The sequence below is a fragment of the Bacillota bacterium genome (assembly GCA_013178045.1).
Lineage (GTDB): Bacteria > Bacillota > Ch66 > Ch66 > Ch66 > Ch66.
On record JABLXP010000031.1, the window covers coordinates 1 to 17,924 of the forward strand.

At 49.2% G+C, this 17,924-nt stretch carries 18 protein-coding genes and 2 riboswitches; of the genes, 16 read left to right on the forward strand and 2 right to left on the reverse strand.

Going from position 1 to position 17,924, the window contains the following annotated elements; translation table 11 throughout:
- The first annotated feature begins 322 nt into the window (after positions 1-322).
- The 3 genes from HPY81_10420 to HPY81_10430 all read left to right on the forward strand — a co-directional run bounded on the left by HPY81_10420 (position 323) and on the right by HPY81_10430 (position 1,320).
- Complete coding sequence (locus HPY81_10420; GenBank protein ID NPV27829.1) at positions 323-793, forward strand: Hsp20/alpha crystallin family protein; 471 nt, start codon at positions 323-325, stop codon at positions 791-793.
- An 84-nt stretch (positions 794-877) separates the two neighbouring features.
- Complete coding sequence (locus tag HPY81_10425) at positions 878-1,072, forward strand: hypothetical protein (protein NPV27830.1); 195 nt, start codon at positions 878-880, stop codon at positions 1,070-1,072.
- Positions 1,073-1,128: 56 nt separating this feature from the next.
- The gene (locus tag HPY81_10430) at positions 1,129-1,320 is read left to right on the forward strand and encodes a tyrosine-type recombinase/integrase (GenBank protein ID NPV27831.1); all 192 of its coding nucleotides are present in this window, start codon (positions 1,129-1,131) and stop codon (positions 1,318-1,320) included.
- 181 nt (positions 1,321-1,501) lie between these two features.
- On the opposite strand, the gene HPY81_10435 is transcribed toward HPY81_10430, so the two are convergent.
- Positions 1,502-2,026 (reverse strand): GNAT family N-acetyltransferase, encoded by a 525-nt coding sequence (locus HPY81_10435; GenBank protein ID NPV27832.1) that lies wholly within the window; start codon positions 2,024-2,026, stop codon positions 1,502-1,504.
- A gap of 218 nt (positions 2,027-2,244) precedes the next feature.
- Between HPY81_10435 and HPY81_10440 the strand changes: the two genes are divergently transcribed.
- The 5 genes from HPY81_10440 (at position 2,245) to HPY81_10460 (ending at position 8,820) form a co-directional block, all read left to right on the forward strand.
- The gene (locus HPY81_10440; protein NPV27833.1) at positions 2,245-2,526 is read left to right on the forward strand and encodes a MerR family transcriptional regulator; all 282 of its coding nucleotides are present in this window, start codon (positions 2,245-2,247) and stop codon (positions 2,524-2,526) included.
- 215 nt (positions 2,527-2,741) lie between these two features.
- The gene (locus HPY81_10445; GenBank protein ID NPV27834.1) at positions 2,742-3,965 is read left to right on the forward strand and encodes a glycosyltransferase family 4 protein; all 1,224 of its coding nucleotides are present in this window, start codon (positions 2,742-2,744) and stop codon (positions 3,963-3,965) included.
- 47 nt (positions 3,966-4,012) lie between these two features.
- On the forward strand, positions 4,013-5,590 hold the full coding sequence (locus HPY81_10450; GenBank protein ID NPV27835.1) for a trehalose-6-phosphate synthase: 1,578 nt from the start codon (positions 4,013-4,015) through the stop codon (positions 5,588-5,590).
- Complete coding sequence (otsB, locus tag HPY81_10455) at positions 5,502-6,290, forward strand: trehalose-phosphatase (protein NPV27836.1); 789 nt, start codon at positions 5,502-5,504, stop codon at positions 6,288-6,290. Before HPY81_10450 ends, otsB begins: the two co-directional genes overlap by 89 nt.
- An 850-nt stretch (positions 6,291-7,140) precedes the next feature.
- Positions 7,141-8,820, forward strand: a complete 1,680-nt coding sequence (locus tag HPY81_10460) for an FAD-dependent oxidoreductase (protein NPV27837.1) — start codon at positions 7,141-7,143, stop codon at positions 8,818-8,820.
- Here HPY81_10460 and HPY81_10465 read toward each other — a convergent pair.
- Positions 8,780-9,409, reverse strand: coding sequence for a hypothetical protein (locus HPY81_10465; protein NPV27838.1), 630 nt, complete (start codon positions 9,407-9,409; stop codon positions 8,780-8,782). The two genes, HPY81_10460 and HPY81_10465, sit on opposite strands and share 41 nt — an antisense overlap.
- 183 nt (positions 9,410-9,592) lie before the next feature.
- On the opposite strand from HPY81_10465, the gene HPY81_10470 reads away from it, so the two are divergent.
- The 8 genes from HPY81_10470 to HPY81_10505 all read left to right on the forward strand — a co-directional run bounded on the left by HPY81_10470 (position 9,593) and on the right by HPY81_10505 (position 17,845).
- On the forward strand, positions 9,593-10,540 hold the full coding sequence (locus HPY81_10470; GenBank protein ID NPV27839.1) for a metal-dependent hydrolase: 948 nt from the start codon (positions 9,593-9,595) through the stop codon (positions 10,538-10,540).
- Between the two features lie 121 nt (positions 10,541-10,661).
- Positions 10,662-10,772, forward strand: a riboswitch (glycine riboswitch).
- Positions 10,773-10,870: riboswitch (glycine riboswitch) on the forward strand.
- Positions 10,871-11,057: 187 nt separating this feature from the next.
- A complete protein-coding gene (locus tag HPY81_10475; GenBank protein NPV27840.1) occupies positions 11,058-12,221 on the forward strand; it encodes a branched-chain amino acid ABC transporter substrate-binding protein in 1,164 nt (387 codons plus the stop codon).
- A gap of 134 nt (positions 12,222-12,355) precedes the next feature.
- Complete coding sequence (locus HPY81_10480; protein NPV27841.1) at positions 12,356-13,285, forward strand: branched-chain amino acid ABC transporter permease; 930 nt, start codon at positions 12,356-12,358, stop codon at positions 13,283-13,285.
- A 16-nt stretch (positions 13,286-13,301) separates the two neighbouring features.
- Positions 13,302-14,525, forward strand: coding sequence for a branched-chain amino acid ABC transporter permease (locus HPY81_10485; GenBank protein ID NPV27842.1), 1,224 nt, complete (start codon positions 13,302-13,304; stop codon positions 14,523-14,525).
- A gap of 25 nt (positions 14,526-14,550) precedes the next feature.
- Entirely contained in the window at positions 14,551-15,339 is a 789-nt protein-coding gene (locus tag HPY81_10490) for an ABC transporter ATP-binding protein (GenBank protein ID NPV27843.1), read from the forward strand.
- Positions 15,326-16,045 carry an ABC transporter ATP-binding protein gene (locus HPY81_10495; GenBank protein NPV27844.1) on the forward strand — a complete coding sequence of 240 codons (720 nt, stop codon included), beginning with the start codon at positions 15,326-15,328 and terminating at the stop codon, positions 16,043-16,045. The genes HPY81_10490 and HPY81_10495 overlap by 14 nt, the downstream gene beginning before the upstream one ends.
- A gap of 27 nt (positions 16,046-16,072) precedes the next feature.
- Entirely contained in the window at positions 16,073-17,221 is a 1,149-nt protein-coding gene (locus HPY81_10500) for a M20 family metallopeptidase (protein NPV27845.1), read from the forward strand.
- A gap of 54 nt (positions 17,222-17,275) precedes the next feature.
- Positions 17,276-17,845, forward strand: coding sequence for a HesA/MoeB/ThiF family protein (locus tag HPY81_10505; protein NPV27846.1), 570 nt, complete (start codon positions 17,276-17,278; stop codon positions 17,843-17,845).
- The last annotated feature ends 79 nt before the right edge of the window (positions 17,846-17,924 follow it).

A 17,924-nucleotide genomic window follows, 5' to 3' on the forward strand; every position in this document is an offset into this window, starting at 1 on the left:
TACCGATTTAAGGAGAGCAAAAAACAACAAGACATCACCCAAGCTAACTAAACAACAAAAATTTTTGCCTTGGGGTGGTCAAATTTTTGATTATCGTGGTGGTCAACTATTTGATTGACATTAGCAATTTAAGCAACGCCAAAATTAGTAGATTTTTAAAATAAATAAAAAAAATTAATATAAAAAAACAAAAAATTTACTATATTTAATCACAAAAAGCTTATTTTGACCTTATTTGACTTTGACTTTTTCTGACCTTAATTCGTATAATAAAACCGAAATCAGGAATAAGAATAAAATTTTTGAAAGGGGGAATGCTCAGATGTCTAGAGGATTGATACCATTCGGGAGACAAAGAAATTTAGAGCGGAATATAGAAAGAACACTTGACCGAACCGTATCCAGCTTCCGTAATCTTCTGGAAAGTTTCTTCGAGGATGATGTTTTCGAGCAAGCTTTCTTCGCAACAGATAGACACATGAGGACTGACATCAAAGAAACAGAAAAAGAATACATCATTGAAGCTGAGCTGCCAGGGTTTAATAAAGATGAAATTCAAATCGCTGTACAGGACGATTACCTTACGCTTACAGCTCAGCGTCTGGAAGAAAAGCAGGAAGAAAATTCGCGGTACATCAGCCGCGAAAGACGGTTCGGTACTATCAGGAGAAGTTTCAGACTTGATAATGTAGACACGAACAACATTACCGCCAAATACGAAAACGGCTTATTGTGCATCAGGTTACCTAAACTGGAACCTAGAAGCACGAGTCGAATAATTGACATACAATAATCGTCAGAAATAGCTTACCCCAGAACGGGTAGGCTATTTCCTTTTGGCAATTTCAACAATTTTATAAGAAGGAAGGAGTTACTCATGCTGAGATCAAGGTATTACCAGTGCTGGGCGATCAACAGCGATGACGGAGTAACACTCCAGGCCTACCGGATTGGCCAACCGCAGCTCGGCCCGATCAAAGGCGCCAATCTGGAAGAAGTTATAGAAAAGATCGATAAGTATGAGGGTGCATCGATTGATCTGCAAAAATTCGCCAGGAAAAATATTATCTAAAAATATTATCTAATAAATATCCTCTCCTCAGTAACAAACGCAACCTAGCAATTGTTATGACCTTGATGTACTGCGGCCTGCGGGTAAGTGAGTTGGTTTCTCTGAAGCTGAGCGATCTCGAATTGAAAGAAAGGGCAGGCAAAATAACCGTGCGGGGCAAAGGCAACAAGACACGGGAGGTACCGGTGTCGCAGAAAGTGCGCGACGTCCTGCGCGACTTACCTGGCAGTGAGAAACAGCAGCCGTAAAGAGCTATTTCTCGGCCAGCGCGGACCGCTGACAGTGCTGGGCGTCCAGCAGATGGTGAAGAAATACGCCTATACCGTCAGGATAGACGTATTATTTGAACAAAGGAGTAGATGCGGTCAAAGTCGTAGCTTTGTTGGGCCACGAGAACCTGACCGCTATGGGAAAAAAGGAAATAAATATTTAAACCATCCCCATAGCTTCCATATATTCCCTAATATGTAAATTTTTAATAAAACATACCCTGTCGCCTCCACGACCATCATAATTTCGAAATACTTGTACTCCATCGACTTCAGCATCGCCGGGTTCAATCTCAAATCCCATGGCTAAATGGAAAGCTATTGATAGTTTATTCACTGGTGAAGCTATACATCGGATAGTGTTACGATTATGTTTCTTGACTTCGTCAAAGAAGAGGTTATATAATGTTCGCCCGATATTTTGTTTTCGGTAATCGGGATGAACGCCAACAAAATGAATATAGGCTTCATTGGGATAGGTTTGTGATAAAAAGCCGACTAAGAATCCAATTAAGAACCCGTCTTTCTCTATAACAAAACTGGTGTCGCGGAAGTGTGTGAAGAAAAGCCTGTGCAATCGGTCGGCAACATTTCTTCCTCCAAACCAGTTATTGATCACGGCAATAATAGAAAGATAGTCGGAAGGCTCAGCGTGACGAATGTTTAATTCTGAGATACTAATCATGCAATTCATCATCCTCACTAAAAAATAAATCCAGTCGATGTTATAAATTTTTATAAATTTTACATTCAAGCCAAGTATAACAAACTTCACTGAGGGGTGCAATCAATATATTAGGATAAAATATACTAAGTAAATTGTAAAATATTGATCTTTACTGGGAATATAATATAATAATAATATAGTAGAAAATATATCATTTGGAGGGGAGGGGGTGCTTAATGGTTGTTCAGGTTTCTCCAAATCAAGGGGTATATCAGATAAGTATCGCGGCTCACCTTGCCGGTGTAAACATAAGAACTTTACGACAGTGGGAAGAAGCAGGTTTGCTTAAGCCGTTTCGGACTCAGGGCAATACCCGGCTTTATTCTTCTGATGATATAGAGTTGATCAAGCGAATAAAGTTTTTAGTAGAGGAAAAGGGTGTTAATTTGCCAGGGGTAAAATTGATTCTGCAAATGGAGGATAAATATGGCAGAGATATTACAGGTGATGTAGGTTAAAAGTATTTTCTTTAGCTTAAAAAAGCATAATAATATGCATTATGAGTGAAAATAAATGTTTCCCTTATTAATTTCTTGCTGAAATTAATTAAGGATACTTTTATTATGACTTTAATGCATAAAAACCACCAAAGGGAGACATTGTCTCCCTTTTTAGTTCCTAGCTTCACTATATATTTTATATAAAATTTATCAAAAAAAGGAGGGATTCTTTAATGCGCATTGCTCAACTACACTGGGCTTTTCCACCGATAATCGGAGGAGTAGAAAGCCACCTTGCTATGTTGGGACCGGAGTTGGTTAAAAATAACTGCCAGGTTAGCTTATTGACCGGTTCGGTTCCGAAAGTGAAGCAAGAAGACTGGTATGGGGGAATGTACATTAAAAGAACCCCTTTAATGGATTTGAATGCCTTATCTCCAGATAAGATCAATAGGCAGGTCCGGGAGATAAGGGAAGAAATTGAGAGTTTTATCAATAAAGTTAAGCCTGATGTGATTCATGTCCATAATATGCATTATTTCAGTCCTGCCCATGCAGATATCCTCTATGAGATAAAACAGTCGCGCGGCGTGCCATTGGTTTTGACAGCCCACAATGTGTGGGCTGACGATGATGAAACGTGGCAGGAAATGAATGAGCGGGCCGATTACTGGGACGCGGTTATAGCAGTGAGTGATTACATAAAAAGCGAATTGGTCAAGGTAGGCTACAATAAGGAGAAAATTGTTACTGTTCATCATGGAATAGATTTAAAACGATTCAGTCCAGCCACGCCCCAGGACCGCGAAGAAATTAAGGTAAAGTATCCGGAATTTGAGGGGCGACGGGTTATTTTCCATCCGGCTCGAATGAGCCTTGATAAAGGCTGCCATATCAGTGTGAAAGCCCTCGATATTATCAGAAAAGAATTTCCGAATGCCTTACTGGTGCTGGCTGGCACCAGTCAGACCGTGGATTGGGGTTCACACCAGCAAAAGCATGTTGAACAAATAATGGGATTAATTAAGGAACTTGATCTTACCGAACATGTTTTTGTTAAATTGTTTGCCTGGGAACAGATGCCTTTGGTCTACAAAGCGGCTGAATTCTGTATTTATCCGTCGTGTTTCGAAGAACCGTTTGGCCTGGTGATGCTGGAAAGTATGGCCACGGAAAAACCCATTGTGGTGAGTCGGGCAGGCGGAATGCCGGAGATCGTTAAAAACGGAGTGAACGGCTTTGTTGTATCAATGGCCAATGAAAAGGAACTGGCAGACCGGTGCTGCTATTTACTCCGCAATCCCGAATTGTGCCAGGAGATGGGACGGCGGGGGAGGAGGATGGTTGAGAAGTATTGGACCAAGGAAATTATGACCAGGACCATCCTGGAAGTTTACAAAAAGGTTTTCCAGCAAAAGAATAAACCAGTGAGCGAGAAGAAATTTGCCTGCATGTAAGGGAGTTATTTTATGTGTAAAGTGATTTTCGAGTAGGAGGTGAACCAATGCGTTTAGTAAAACCTCTTGCCGCGAAATCAAATGGGCGCCTGGTAGTTATCTCCAACCGGGGAGCCTGTACCTTTAAAGAAACTCCCCACGGTATACAAGCGATACCGTCTATAAGCGGTTTAGTCTCGGCAGTCGAACCTGTTCTTAACCGGGAAGGCGGGGCCTGGATAGCCTGGGGCGGCCGGTACGGCCAGGAAGAGGAGGCTTTAGGTATGTCCTGGCCGATGCCGGCGAGTGGACAGGAATACGTATTTCATGAGGTTATGCTCTCACCCCGGGAAGTTAGTTTATATTACGATGGGTTTGCTAATAGCTGTTTGTGGCCTTTATGCCATAATTTTATTGAAAAAACTGTTTTTCATGAGGAACAATGGCAGGCTTACTGTAAGGTAAATGAAAAGTACGCCAGAGTTGTTTTAAAGACAACAGAACCCCATGATTTAATCTGGATTCACGATTATCACCTGGCTCTGCTGCCAAGCCTAATTCGCCAGCATCGGCCCTTCGCGAAAATTTCTCTCTTCTGGCATATTCCTTTCCCGCCTGCGGAAATATTTGCCGTAATGCCATGGGCTAAGGAGTACATCTTCAAGATGCTGGAAGCCGAGTTAATCGGCTTCCATACGCGAAATTACGTTCAGAATTTCCTGCAGGCGGTTGAAGAAATTGTCGGAACAGAGGTGGATTATTTAAATGGAACTGTTTATCGAGCGGACAAAAAAACAAAAGTGGTTGCCGTACCCATCGGTATTAACTGGCGTGAATTTGACCTCCTGGCAAGTTCTGACGAAGTAATCAGAAAAGCTGCCCGGATCAGGCGCACGGCGGGGGGAAACTATCTGCTTGTTGGTGTTGACCGCCTGGATTACACCAAGGGTATCCTTGAACGGATAAAAGCAATTGCGTGGCTGCTCGAGAACTATCCTCATTATCGGAGCAAAATAACCTTTATTCAGATTGTGGTTCCCAGCCGGATCGATACTCGTGCTTACCAGGAACTCAAGCGGCAAATCGAGGAAACGGTGGGATGCATTAACGGGGCTTTTACGGTAGATTATCATGTTCCGATAAAGTATGTGTTTCAACCCTTGAGCAAACCTGAACTGGTCGCTCATTACCTGGCGGCCGATATGGCCTTGGTTACCCCGGTAAAGGACGGGTTGAATCTCGTGGCTAAAGAATACGTGGCGGCGAATGCCAACAATCTTGGCGTACTATTGCTGAGCCCTTTCGCCGGAGCAGCCAGTCAACTAAAGGATGCCTTATTTGCCAACCCGTATAACCCTCGCGAAATGGCTACCCAAATCCTAAGGGGGCTGGAAATGCCACTTTCAGAAAAGAAACGAAGGTTAGCTGCTCTGAACCGAATCATCAGGGAACAGGATATTTATTGGTGGTGGCGGCAAATTCAGCAAAACTGGTTATATGATGTAGCGAAGGACAGGTATGTCCTGTCTCCAAAAGCTGTACCGGAGGTGCTGTTGCATGAGCCAGTTACCAGCCTTACAGGAAGGGACGCCAGATTTTTTGGCAACACTGGTTTTAAAATATCCGAAATTACTACTAATGACTGATTACGATGGTACGCTGGTACCCATAAGAGAAAGGCCAGAATTTGCCTTGCCGAGTCGAGGACTTTTAAAAGCCTTGAGACGTCTGGTGAGAAATCCAAAAGTTAAATTGGCCGTATTAAGCGGCCGGGACACGGATGACCTGAAAAAATTAATCCCGGTTGATGGGGTTTATCTTGCTGGCTGTCATGGCGCGGAAATCGTATCTACGGGCGGCGATATATTGAAAATATTTGAGGAAAAGGAGATAGCGCCTGTACTGGAGACGATTGCCGGACTGGCTCTAAGCTGTGTTGCGGATCAGGATGGCTTTCTGGTGGAAAAAAAGAGAACGGCAGTTGCCTTGCATTACCGTTTAGCTAATCTGGCAACGGCGTTACAGGTGATAGGTAATTATATCACGGCGGTGTGGCCACTAACAGTAAAAAATGATTTGGAGTTTCTGGCTGGCAAAAAAGTCATTGAAGTGCGCCCAAGGACGGTTAACAAGGGTAAAGCGGTAGAATATCTGATGAATCTAAATCCCGAATTTTACCCTGTCTACATAGGAGATGACACCACTGATGAAGACGCTTTCAGGGCAGTCCGGGAAAAAGGTCTGGGGGTACTGGTATCAGCATCCAAGAAAACTACCGCGGCCTCTTATCAGTTTCGGGATTCACGAGATGTTCTGAGATTCCTTCAAATTATTGCATCGAGATGAATAGCAAGAAACCCCAAAGTACCATAGATTTTTTCGAAAAAAGATACAGCCAATCGTATCCGTCAATTAACTCAGAAGATTAACGAAAGGATTCAAGCGATTAATGTAGCTTCAGCTAGCACTCTAAGGCAAAGCGAAGAGCGAACTGCCGCAACTGAAGAGGTTACCGCCTCGATATCAGAAATGGCCCTGGTTGCAGAAAAACTGGCCCAAACAGCTAAAACTCTGTAATATCTGCCCCTCAAAATAATTTGAGGGGCATTAGAATTATTAAATTTCTTCGTTATAGTAAAGAAGACAAAAAAAATTAACCAAATTCTGGGTTTTTGCATATGCCTGCTCATGAGAATGTACCTACAGGTCAAATATTTGATAAAGCTCCTTAATCTGTTAATAAACGAACGGGCAGTAAAAACGGCGATCGCAGGACGAGTAAAACATGTCGTTATAACGGCATGTTTTTTGCATTTATCAAGAAAACTTGCCCCTTTTTTGGTTGATTAGTCTGAGACCTCCTGGTACAGGAGGTCTCAGACCGGATTATTGGTTATCTAGGGATCAGCAGGGGCGTTTGAATAAACTGCAAATAAGAATGATAATAATGATAAACCAAATCCAGACAAATTTACCGGGAAACCATTCAGTTTCAAATTCTTTTACTTCGTTTACCATATTTGCTCCCTCCTTTCTATCCAAAAATATCACTTGCAGCCCATTACAATATATGGAAGACAAAAGCAAAGTGTGTCAATATATGGCAACAAAAGAATCTTTCAGCTGAGCAGGATTTTTCCGTCGGTTCAGAGAAACCTCTGAATTGGTATGTTTTCTATGGAGGAGGGGAAGAAGAATGCGGGTATTGACGACGCATGTCCTGGTAATTGGTAGTGGGGCGGCCGGTATGCGGGCGGCTCTGGAGGCGCGGCGGGCTGGTAGTGAGGTGCTGCTCATCTGTAAACGGCGGTTGGGGCGGAGCGGCAACACAGTTGTCGCGGTGACTAACTTTGCAGCGTACGTACCGGGTGTTTTTCCTGAAGATTCGGTAGAAGCATTTATTCACGATACTATGGCCGGCGGCCGATACATTAACCGGCATGATCTGGTTGAGACCCTGGCGAACGAGTCGGGGCGGCGGGTGATGGAGCTTGAGCAGTGGGGAGTCCAATTCTTTACTCGAAATGGACGACTGGCGCCTACACAGAGCCCCGGGCACTCGTTTCCCCGGAGCTACCGCCTTGATACCAGTCAACAACCTCCAAATCTGAGCGGGCTGGCCTTGACCAATCCGCTGGCGGCTGCCTGTCGGAAAGCGGGTGTCTGTGTGCTGGAGAATATGGTGGTCATTGATTTTCTGGTTGATGGGCAGCAAGTGATCGGTGCCCTCGCTTTTGACCGACAGCGGCAGGAGTTCCTGGCCGTGGCCTCTCCGACCATTGTCCTGGCTGGTGGTGGTGGAACAGCCCTTTTTAAGAGGCATAATAATACTACTGACCTGAGTGCTGATTCTTATGCTCTGGCACTGCGGGCCGGCCTGGAATTGGTCGACCTTGAGTTTGTGCAGTTCTTTCCCACCATGGTGTTTCGACCTCTCCGCCTAACAATGGAGACCACCATGTTCGGCTTCGGTGCGGTGCTGCGCAATTGCGCTGGTGAAGCCTTTATGCACCGCTATGATCCGGTGCGTGGGAATATGGCTACCCGCGATACCATGGTCGCGGCAATCTTCAATGAGGTGCGGGAAGGTCGTGGGGTAGAGGATGGAGTCTGGTTGGACTGTCGGGAGATGGGAGCTCGGCTGGATGAGCGTTATGGACATCTGGTGAAGTCTCTGGCCGACAAGGGAATAGATCTGCACCGGGAGCCGGTGATAGTTACACCGGCAGCGCATCATATCATGGGTGGGGTGGTTATAGACCCGGAGACCAGGACCGATCTTGCCGGCCTTTTTGTTGCCGGGGAGGCCGCCGGTGGTGTGCATGGAGCAAACCGATTGGGAGGGAATGCTCTGACCGAGACCCAGGTGTTTGGGGCCAGGGCCGGCCTGGCGGCTGCAGGAGTCAATCGGCAACCTAAAACACAAATCGTGCTTGAGTTGGCCAAAGAACAGTTAAATAAATTACCACCAGCCGGTTCAGGCAGAGGAAATGAGGTCGCTGCCCAATTGCGGCAGCGAATCAAGGAGATAGTTTGGAAGAGAGTTGCTGTTGGTTGTGAAGAGGCCGGGTTGTTGGCTGCCCGAACAGAGTTAGAGCTATTGGCTGATGAGTGGTCAGATAGCCGACCCCAAGACAATGCTGTCTTCCTGCCGTGGTGGGAGGTCGGCAATCTCTTGTTGACCGCGCGGGCCATGGTTGAGGCCTCATTGTGTCGACGGGAAAGCCGGGGCAGCTTTATACGGTTGGATTTTCCGCAGGAAGATCATAACTGGTTGGGCAACGTGTTTCTCCGATATGATGGAGGACAGATCAAGTCCCGGTTTCAGCCGCTCCCTAAACCACTTGAATTGTTATCTGAAGGTGGTACTGGCTAAGCTGGGTGGCTGTGTCCCAGCCGACAATGGTGTAGGAGCCCGGCGCAGCAGTCGGGGGGACGTTCCAGGTTGCCCGATAGGTTATGGCTTCATTTGGTGCCAGCACCACCTGTCCAAGCACGGATAGGAAGGCGCGACCGTCAGACCACTGCCAGACCTGATTCCCGTCGGAATCGCGGATTAACAAATCAAAGCGTTGACTGGAGGAATAGTCCAGCGTAATTGGCTCTTGACTCAGGTTGAGCTTGGTCAGCATTATTTCTATCGCATCTCCCAGCTGATAGCGAAATCTCCGGGTCGCCAGAGCCAGGACCAGACCATTGGGCAAGACGCGGATGGCCACCGGCCTGGTGGTGGGTAAAGGCCGGGATGAGGGAAACAGTGCCCGCCAGGTCGCTGGATCAACCACTCCGGTTGCCGGCAGGTCAACACTTCTTTGAAAAGCCCGGACTGCCCGCAAGGTTCGGGTGCCATAAATCCCGTCAGTCATGACCGGGTCAAAACCGAGTTCGCACAATCTCTCCTGGAGGCGGATAATGTCAGGACCAGTGCTGCCGAGACGCAGGATGGGGGACGGGGCAACAACCATGGGATAACCTCCTTTTCTTGTCAGGTATCACTCTAACATATGCGGGACATCTCTAAAATGTCCAACAAAAGCGAGAAAATAAGCGGCTTCAAATGCTGGAGAATATATGCTTGGTTGTAAAGCTTTGTTATTCTGGGTAAACTAGCAAAAGATTGATCATCAATTGATCAGAGGTGACGAAGCTTGGACAACTTGACCCATGGACTGGCTGGCGCGGTTATGGCCGGGTTGTGTACGACTAAGGAAGAACAATCAAGGCAGCTTGCCCAGGCTCGATTCTGGACATTTCTCCTTGGCGCAGAGGTGCCGGACATTGACATTGTGACCCGCCTGTCCAGTGACCTGGACTACCTGTCGCTGCACCGCGGCCCCAGCCATTCGCTGTGGGGAATGGCGCTCCTGGCCGGGCTAATTACCCTGTTCATTCGCCGGATTTTTCCCGCTGTCAATCTGGCCAGAACGTATGGTTATGCTCTGGCGGCGATTGTGGTGCACGTCTTCTTGGACCTTTTAACTTCCTACGGCACCCAGGTTTTCTACCCCTGGAACCTGACAAAGTACAGTTGGGATATTTTAATGATCGTTGATCCCCTGATCATCATGATCCTGGGCCTGGGTTTATACTTTGCCCGCGTTCATTCCGTGCAGCGACGGCGCTTTTTATGGGGGGCCGTTATGCTGGTCGGTCTTTATATTGGGGGCCGAGTTTGGGTGCACCACGACCTGTATCACCAGGTAGTCACCAGTCTTGGTACTGATTACGCGTTAAAGCGTGTCAGTGTGTTACCACCGGTCGTGGGGATAAGTAATTGGAATTTTATCGTGGAGACAGAAAATAGCATGTTTTTGGGCAATGTTGACTTGAATAGAGGGGTAACCACGCGCGAGGTTTTACCCAAGCCTCAGGTCGACCCGGTAGTTACTGCCGCTATGCGGGCGCCGGCCGCGGAAGTATTTTTAGGGTTTGCGCGCCACCCTTATCTGACTTACGAGAAACTGGGTGATCGCTACCTGGTAAAAATTGTGGACATGCGTTATCAGGTCCGCAACCGTAGCCCCTTCATGGTGGTCGTCCAACTTGACCGGAACTTGAATGTTATCGACAGCGGATTGGGTTCAAGGTCTGAGTAAGAATGCCATCTCCAAAAAATTAGAATACCAGAAAAGTTTCGCTAGTGCGCGAAACTTTTTGTTTTTAAGGGAGGAATTTTAGCAAGTTGTGTAGAAAATAATTGTGAATAATATATCTTGGATGAAGGCGGTAGGAGAAAGGGCTAAGCCTGGCCGAAGGGGCAAGAGTTCAGGGGATCCGACCTGGATTTGAAACTCTCAGGCTTCTCGTTTCGAGGATGGTACTACCGCTCGACAAACCTCTGGAGAGACCCGAATGTTCGGGCACCGAAGGAGTAAGTCCGTTCGTTTGGCGGATAATCTCTCAGGTAAAAGGACAGGGGATGTGGACGAACCCCAACCTTTTTAACAAGGTTGTGAGGGGAGAGTAATTTATATGTCCGCGTCTGAATGGTCAAACCAGAAGGCTTTGGCCTTTTTATTTTTTTGGTTACCAGTAGAACTAAGGGTGGAGGTGGGTCATTAAGTAGAAGGTCATAATTGCTCTAAATTCAATAATCCAAGGAGGTAAAAGACGATGAAAAAATACGTAGCGCTGCTCCTGATCCTCTCCTTGATTGTGATGTCGTTCGGTGTGGTTGGGTGCGGCCAGAAGCAAGCCAAGACCGTGAAGATCGCCTACATCGGACCGATTACCGGTCCCAATGCGGCAATTGGCCTGGGGATGAAGAACTCTGCTGAACTGGCGATCAAACAGGCAAATGCCTCAGGCAAACTGCCATATAAACTCGAATTGTTGGTCCTGGACGATGCCTCGGATCCGGCGCAAGCTGTAAATGCGGCGAACAAAGCCGCTTCTGATCCTGATGTCGTCGCGGCGGTAGCCCATTTTAACAGTGGATGCGCCCTGGCCAGTGTCCACGCTTTCCACAAGTTTGGGCTGCCAGCCGTAATTATTGCGGCCATCCACCCTAAGATCACCCAGAACGGTTACCCGGAAATCACCCGCGTGATCGGTGATATCAACATTCAGGAAAAGGTGGCCGGTAAGAAAGCCACCACCGAGTTTGGGCTGAAGAAGTTTGCCGTGATTCAGGACCAGACCGACTACGGCAAGAGCAATGCCGAAGCCTTTATGGATGAAGTCAAACGGAACGGTGGCGAGATCGTCAGCTATGATGGCATCGCGGTTGGGCAACAGGACTTCTCCGCCCTGTTAACCACAATTAAAGCGAAAAATCCGGAGATGATTTTCTTTGGTGGTCTGGCGACCGAGGCGGCCTTGATTAAGCGGCAAATGGCCGACTTGAAGATCCCAGCGATCTTTATGAGTGATTCCGGGATTCTCTCGAGTACTTTCAACGAGATCGCCAAAGATGCTGCTACCGGTACGCTGGCTCACGGTTACGGGGCGCCGATTGAAGACCTCCCCGGGGGGCAGGCCTTTATCAAGGCTTATAACGAAGCAGGGTTCAAGGAACCTTACGAGGCTTATGGTCCCTTCGCCTATGATGCCGCGGGAATCGTTATCGAGGCGATTAAAAAGGTCGGACCAGACCGGGCTAAATTAGTCAATGCCATTCGGGATACCAGGGATTACAATGGCGTGCTGGGCAAAACCTCCTTTGACCAGAATGGCCAGACCACGGCTGACCTGGTGACCACCTACATCAGTGAAAACGGCAAATGGGTACCCTACTACAAATCCACACTGAAAGTCAAGGATAAGAAGATCCAATAAGCTATTCAACTGATTAACTCGCGAGCACTAGTGCACAAAACAGGGATTTGCCCTGCGCAAGCGACAGGCACCGGGTAAGAAGGCCCGGCGCCTGTTTCCCTTTGACCGAATAGGTAAGAGAGAGGAGAAAAGTGATGGCCGAATTTGCAGTGGTTTTCCAACAGTTATTGAACGGGCTGAGTCTGGGGGCCATGTACTCACTGATAGCCATCGGCTTTACCCTGTTTTTTGGGGTGATCGACCTGATCAATTTTGCCCACGGCGAAATCTACATGCTGGGGGCCTTTGTGGCTTTGATTACAGTCAGCATCCTGGGCGGGATGGGATTGATCGGATTGAACTTTATCGTTGTTCTGGCGGTGGTGCTGCTTGTGACCATGATTTTCTGCGCCCTGGTCGGAGCAGCCGTGGAACGGTCGGTGGTCAAGCCGATGCGCGGGGCGCCTGATTTGATGACCCTCCTGGTTACGCTGGGCGTGTCTATTATTCTGCGGGAAGCAGTGATGCTTTTTTATCCGAATGGTGCTAATCCACAGGCGTTTCCCGATCTCCTGCCGGCGGGCGATTTCAGCCTTGGTGGTGTGTTGATCAAGTATGAACAGTTGTTTCTCCTGACGGTGGCCGCTGTGCTGGTGGTCTTTTTGTACTTCCTGGTGAATAAAACGGACTACGGTCGCTATATGCGGGCTACCTCCCAGGACCGCGAGGCGGCGATGATGATGGGGCTGGACATTGACCGCATCATTGTCCTCACCTTCATGCTGGGATCGGCGCTGGGTGCGGTGGCCGGTGTGTTAAACGGGATGTATTATAATATTATTAAGTTCAATATGGGTTTCCTGATGGGCATCAAGGGCTTTTCGGCAGCGGTTGTCGGCGGTCTGGGCAATATTTACGGCGCTGTTGTCGGCGGGCTGCTGCTCGGTTTTCTGGAGATGTTTGCCGCGGCGTTTATACCAGGGGGGTCGCGCTACCAGGACGTGATCGGGTTTTTGATCGTGATCTTTTTCCTGGTCTTCCGGCCTTCTGGGATCTTTCACGAGAAAGTCTACGAGAAGGTGTAGGATGGAGGTGAGCGAAGTGCCGAAGTGGCGGGAATGGTTAATCATTGGTCTCATTATGCTCTTGTTATACGGATTCATCCTGGGGGTAATCTGGGTGGAAGACCCACTCATCGTCCTGGCTCTGCTGGGGTTGGTTATCGGCGGAGTGGTCTGGTGGATTCGCCAGTATTCTGATAGTTACGCCCGCTTGTTTGCCTTATTCCAGCGTCACCGCCGGGTGGCTCTGGGTATTCTGACGGTGCTGCTGGTGGCCTTCCCCTTCCTGCAGCGCGAGAATCCGTACTGGATCCAGGTCGCTGTCATGAGCGGGCTGTTCGTGATCATGGCCCTGGGGTTAAACGTGATGGTTGGTAACGCGGGGTTGGTCTGCCTGGGTTACGCAGCTTTTTACGCCATTGGGGCCTATACCTCCGGACTGTTAACCCTGAAGCACGATGTATCTTTCTGGTTGGCTCTACCGCTGGCCGGCTTGTTAGCGATGGCCTTCGGTTTTCTGCTCGGTTTGCCCGCTTTAAGGGTCCGCGGTCACTACCTGGCCCTGGTCACGATCGCTTTTGGCCTGGTGGTTCAGCAACTATTGATCAACCTGGAAGGTTTGACTGGTGGCACCAACGGGGTAATTAATATCCCGTCGCCGCAGATCGGGTCGTTTTCGCTGGGGCGCCCCCTTGACCTGGGGTTCATCACTCTGCCCTTTCAAGCGAATTTCTACTTTTTAGTCTTGATATTAGCAGGGTTAACTCTTTTTATGGTCTACCGGGTTTCCCCCTCCCTGGTCGGCCTATCCTGGAACGCTATCCGTGAGGACCAGCTGGCGGCCCAGTGCTACGGGATTGACCTGACGAAAAACAAACTGTGGGCCTTTGCCTTCGGGGCCTTCTTCGGCGGTATAGCTGGAGCGGTCTACGCCAATATGGTTGGCTTTATTTCACCGGAAAATTTCACTTATACCCATTCCATTCTGGTGTTAAGCATGATCCTCTTGGGCGGGATAGATTCCATTCCCGGGGTTATCCTGGGCGCGATTTTGTTAACGGTGATCCCGGAGAAGTTCCGGGCCTTTGAAGACTGGCGGATGATGTTTTACGGCTTCATTATCGTGCTGATGCTGCTGTTTAAGCCTGACGGGCTCCTGCCGGCGCGAACACGAAAATATACCTCGGCGACGCCTGCTGGCGACGGTTCAGCAAAAGTGACCAGCACGGGAGCGGGTTACCTGGCCGGGCAGCTAGATAACTGAAGTAGACAAAAAGGCAGGTGCAGTCATGAACCTACTACAAACCGAACGGCTAACAATGACCTTTGGGGGGTTAACCGCGGTCGACCGCATAAACTTTTACATCTCCCGGGGGGAAACCGTTGGCATTATCGGACCCAACGGCTCGGGCAAGACTACCTTTTTCAATCTGCTTTCGGGAATTTATGAACCAACGGGTGGGCGGATCATTTTTGAGGGTCGGGTGATCAATGGAGCCCGGCCGGATATCAACTTTCGGCTGGGAATTGCCCGCACCTTCCAGAACGGTCGTCTGTTCCTGGGCCTGAACGTGCTAGAAAACGTCATGTTGGGCCTGCACGCCCAGCAGAAGAGTTTCCTCTGGGGAGCGCTGACACGCCACCGGCGCATGGTGGAAGAAGAACGGCAGGCGATCAAAAAAGCCCGGGAAATTATGGGTTTCTTCAGCCGCGAACTCCTGGACCAGCAGGACAAACTGGCCAGAAACCTGTCCTACGCCGACCGACGCCGGTTGGAGATCTGCCGGGCGGTGGTCTCGCGTCCCAAGCTATTGCTGCTTGACGAGCCGTCGGCCGGTATGAATCCCAGTGAAACGGAAAAACTGGTGGAGGATATTCGGCGGATTCGCCAACTCAGCCCGGATATCGCCCTGGTGATCATCGAACACGATATGTCCGTGATTGAAGGCTTGGCGCAGCGAGTGGTTTGTTTTAACTACGGACAAAAGATCGCCGAAGGTACGTTTGCGGAAGTAAGTAGCAATCCAGAGGTAATTCGAGCCTATCTGGGGGAGGAAGAGGAAGATGTTGGAGCTTAAAGGAGTTACCACCCACTACGGCGCGATCCGTGTCCTGCGTGATGTTAATCTGCAGGTGCCGGCCGGGCAGATCACCTGTCTCTTGGGGAGCAATGGGGCCGGGAAGACGACCACGATCCGGACGATCCTGGGCCTGGTTAAACCCACGAGCGGGGAGATTTTTTTCCGCGGCGAACGCATAGACCGATTGAAGACGGCACAGATTATCCAAAAGGGGGTGGCCGTCGTCCCGGAAGGAAGGCGGATTTTTCCTAAATTGCGCGTAGAGGAGAACCTCCTGATCGGCGCCAATCAAATCCGCGACAAGCAGCGGGTCCAGCGGAATCTCAAACGGATGTATGAGCTGTTTCCCCGCCTGGAAGAGCGAAAACACCAGGTGGCCGGCACGCTGAGCGGTGGTGAACAGCAGATGCTGGCCATGGGCCGGGCGCTGATGAGTGATCCGCAGTTATTGTTGATGGACGAGCCTTCCCTGGGTCTGGCCCCAATCCTGATCAAGGAATTGTTTGAAACCATTGTGGATATCAACCGAGCGGGGGTGACAATCCTGCTGATCGAGCAGAATGCGCACAAAGCCATCGCCATCGCCCACAATGTCAACGTGATGCAGAAGGGTGAAATCGTGATGTCTAACGCCGGAAACAACACCCTCACCAAGGAGCAGATCCACGACGCTTATCTGAAAAAAACAGTTAAAGCAGGCTAGGTGAATTAGTGGAGGGAGGAGAACTGTTTGCCGATTAATGATGATGTAATCGGGTTGTTGATGGATATGATCCGACACAACACGGTCAATCCACCCGGGAATGAAGAACCACTGGCTTTGCTCGTTGCCACCCGGTTGCACAACTACGAAATTCCCTGTGAAGTGATCAAGTTCGGGGACAGGCGAGCAAGTTTTATTGGGGTGCTCAAAGGCAGCGGGCTGCGCCCGGCTTTGCTGTACAACGGGCATCTGGACACGGTCCCGCCCGGTGAAGTGGCTTGGGAGCGCGATCCGTTTGTGCCAGTCATTGAAGGCGACCGGCTTTACGGCCGCGGTGCGGCCGATATGAAGAGCGGCCTGGCGGCCATGGTTGTGGCAGCCGGCATTCTGGCCCGTTCCGGCGTGAAACTGCGGGGTGACCTGATCATTTGTGGTACCGCCGGCGAAGAGGTGGACGGCGCCGGCGCCCAGGACCTGATTGCCCGGGGTTACCTACGGAATGTTGGACAGATCGTGATCGGTGAACCCAGTGACCTTAAGCTATTCACTGCCCATAAAGGGGCCTTCTGGGTCGAAATTACGACCTTTGGTAAGACGGCGCACGGTTCCATGCCTGACCTGGGGAATAATGCCATCCGGCAAATGAACGCTTTAATGAACCGATTGGCCAATCTGAAGTTTCCCGTGAATGATCACCCTTTGCTCGGCGGGCCGACCATGAATATCGGGACGATTCAGGGCGGGGTGAAAACCAACGTGGTGCCTGACCGGTGTACCATAACCGTGGATTTCCGCAGTGTGCCAGGTATGGATCACGGGATGATCTTTGATACCCTGAAAAACCTGCTTGACCGGTTGAGCGTGGAGATCCCCGGCTTTGCAGCACAGATGCGGGTGATCAACGACAAGACACATGTGGAAACCCCAGTGAATTCGCCGCTGGTGCAGGCTGCGATTCGCACCGGCCAGTCGGTTCTGGAAACACTGTTGCGACCCCAGGGGGTCAATTATTACACTGATGCCTCGGTGTTTGTCCCAGCCTTGAATGTGCCAGTGATCCTGTTTGGTCCAGGGAATGAGAAGCTGGCTCACCAGCCTAACGAATACGTGGAGATACCTAAGCTCTTAAAAGCAGTCGATTTCTACGTGGAACTGGCGAAAGAAGTGCTGGCTTAGTATAAATTACGAATTACGCGGGTCTTAATTGACAGACTCGGGAGGGTTGCTAGCATGCTCAGGTTAACTCAAGAACAGCTTAATCGCTACAGCCGTCAAATAGTGATGGAGCAAATTGGTGAAGCGGGTCAGCAAAAACTCTTGCAAGCCAGAGTGCTGCTGGTGGGGGCTGGTGGTTTGGGTTCACCGGTGGCTTATTACCTGGCTGCTGCGGGGATTGGCGAACTTGGTCTGGTAGATAGCGATCAGGTAGAGGTTTCCAACCTGCAGCGCCAGATCCTCCACAGTACAGAGCGGCTAGGCATGCTGAAAGCTGAATCGGCTAAACTGACGCTGACCAGTTTAAACCCGGATGTGAAAGTAACATCTTACCCGGTCCGGGCTTCCGCCGACAATATTACAGAATTAATCCGGCCCTACGATGTCGTGGTCAATGCTGTCGATAACTTTGCCACTCGCTATCTGGTGAATGATACTTGTGTGCGTTTACAAAAACCTCTGATAGAAGCCGGGGTGATGAAGTTTGATGGGATGGTGATGGTTATTTTACCCGGCCGGGGGCCGTGTTACCGGTGTGTTTTGCCATTATGTAAAGCTTTACATAACGGGAATTATGCAAAGTAATTGCTTATGTCAAGTCGAGTGCAAAAATAATTGAAAAAGCTCAATTCATGATAGAAATACTATCCATAATCCTTCAAGA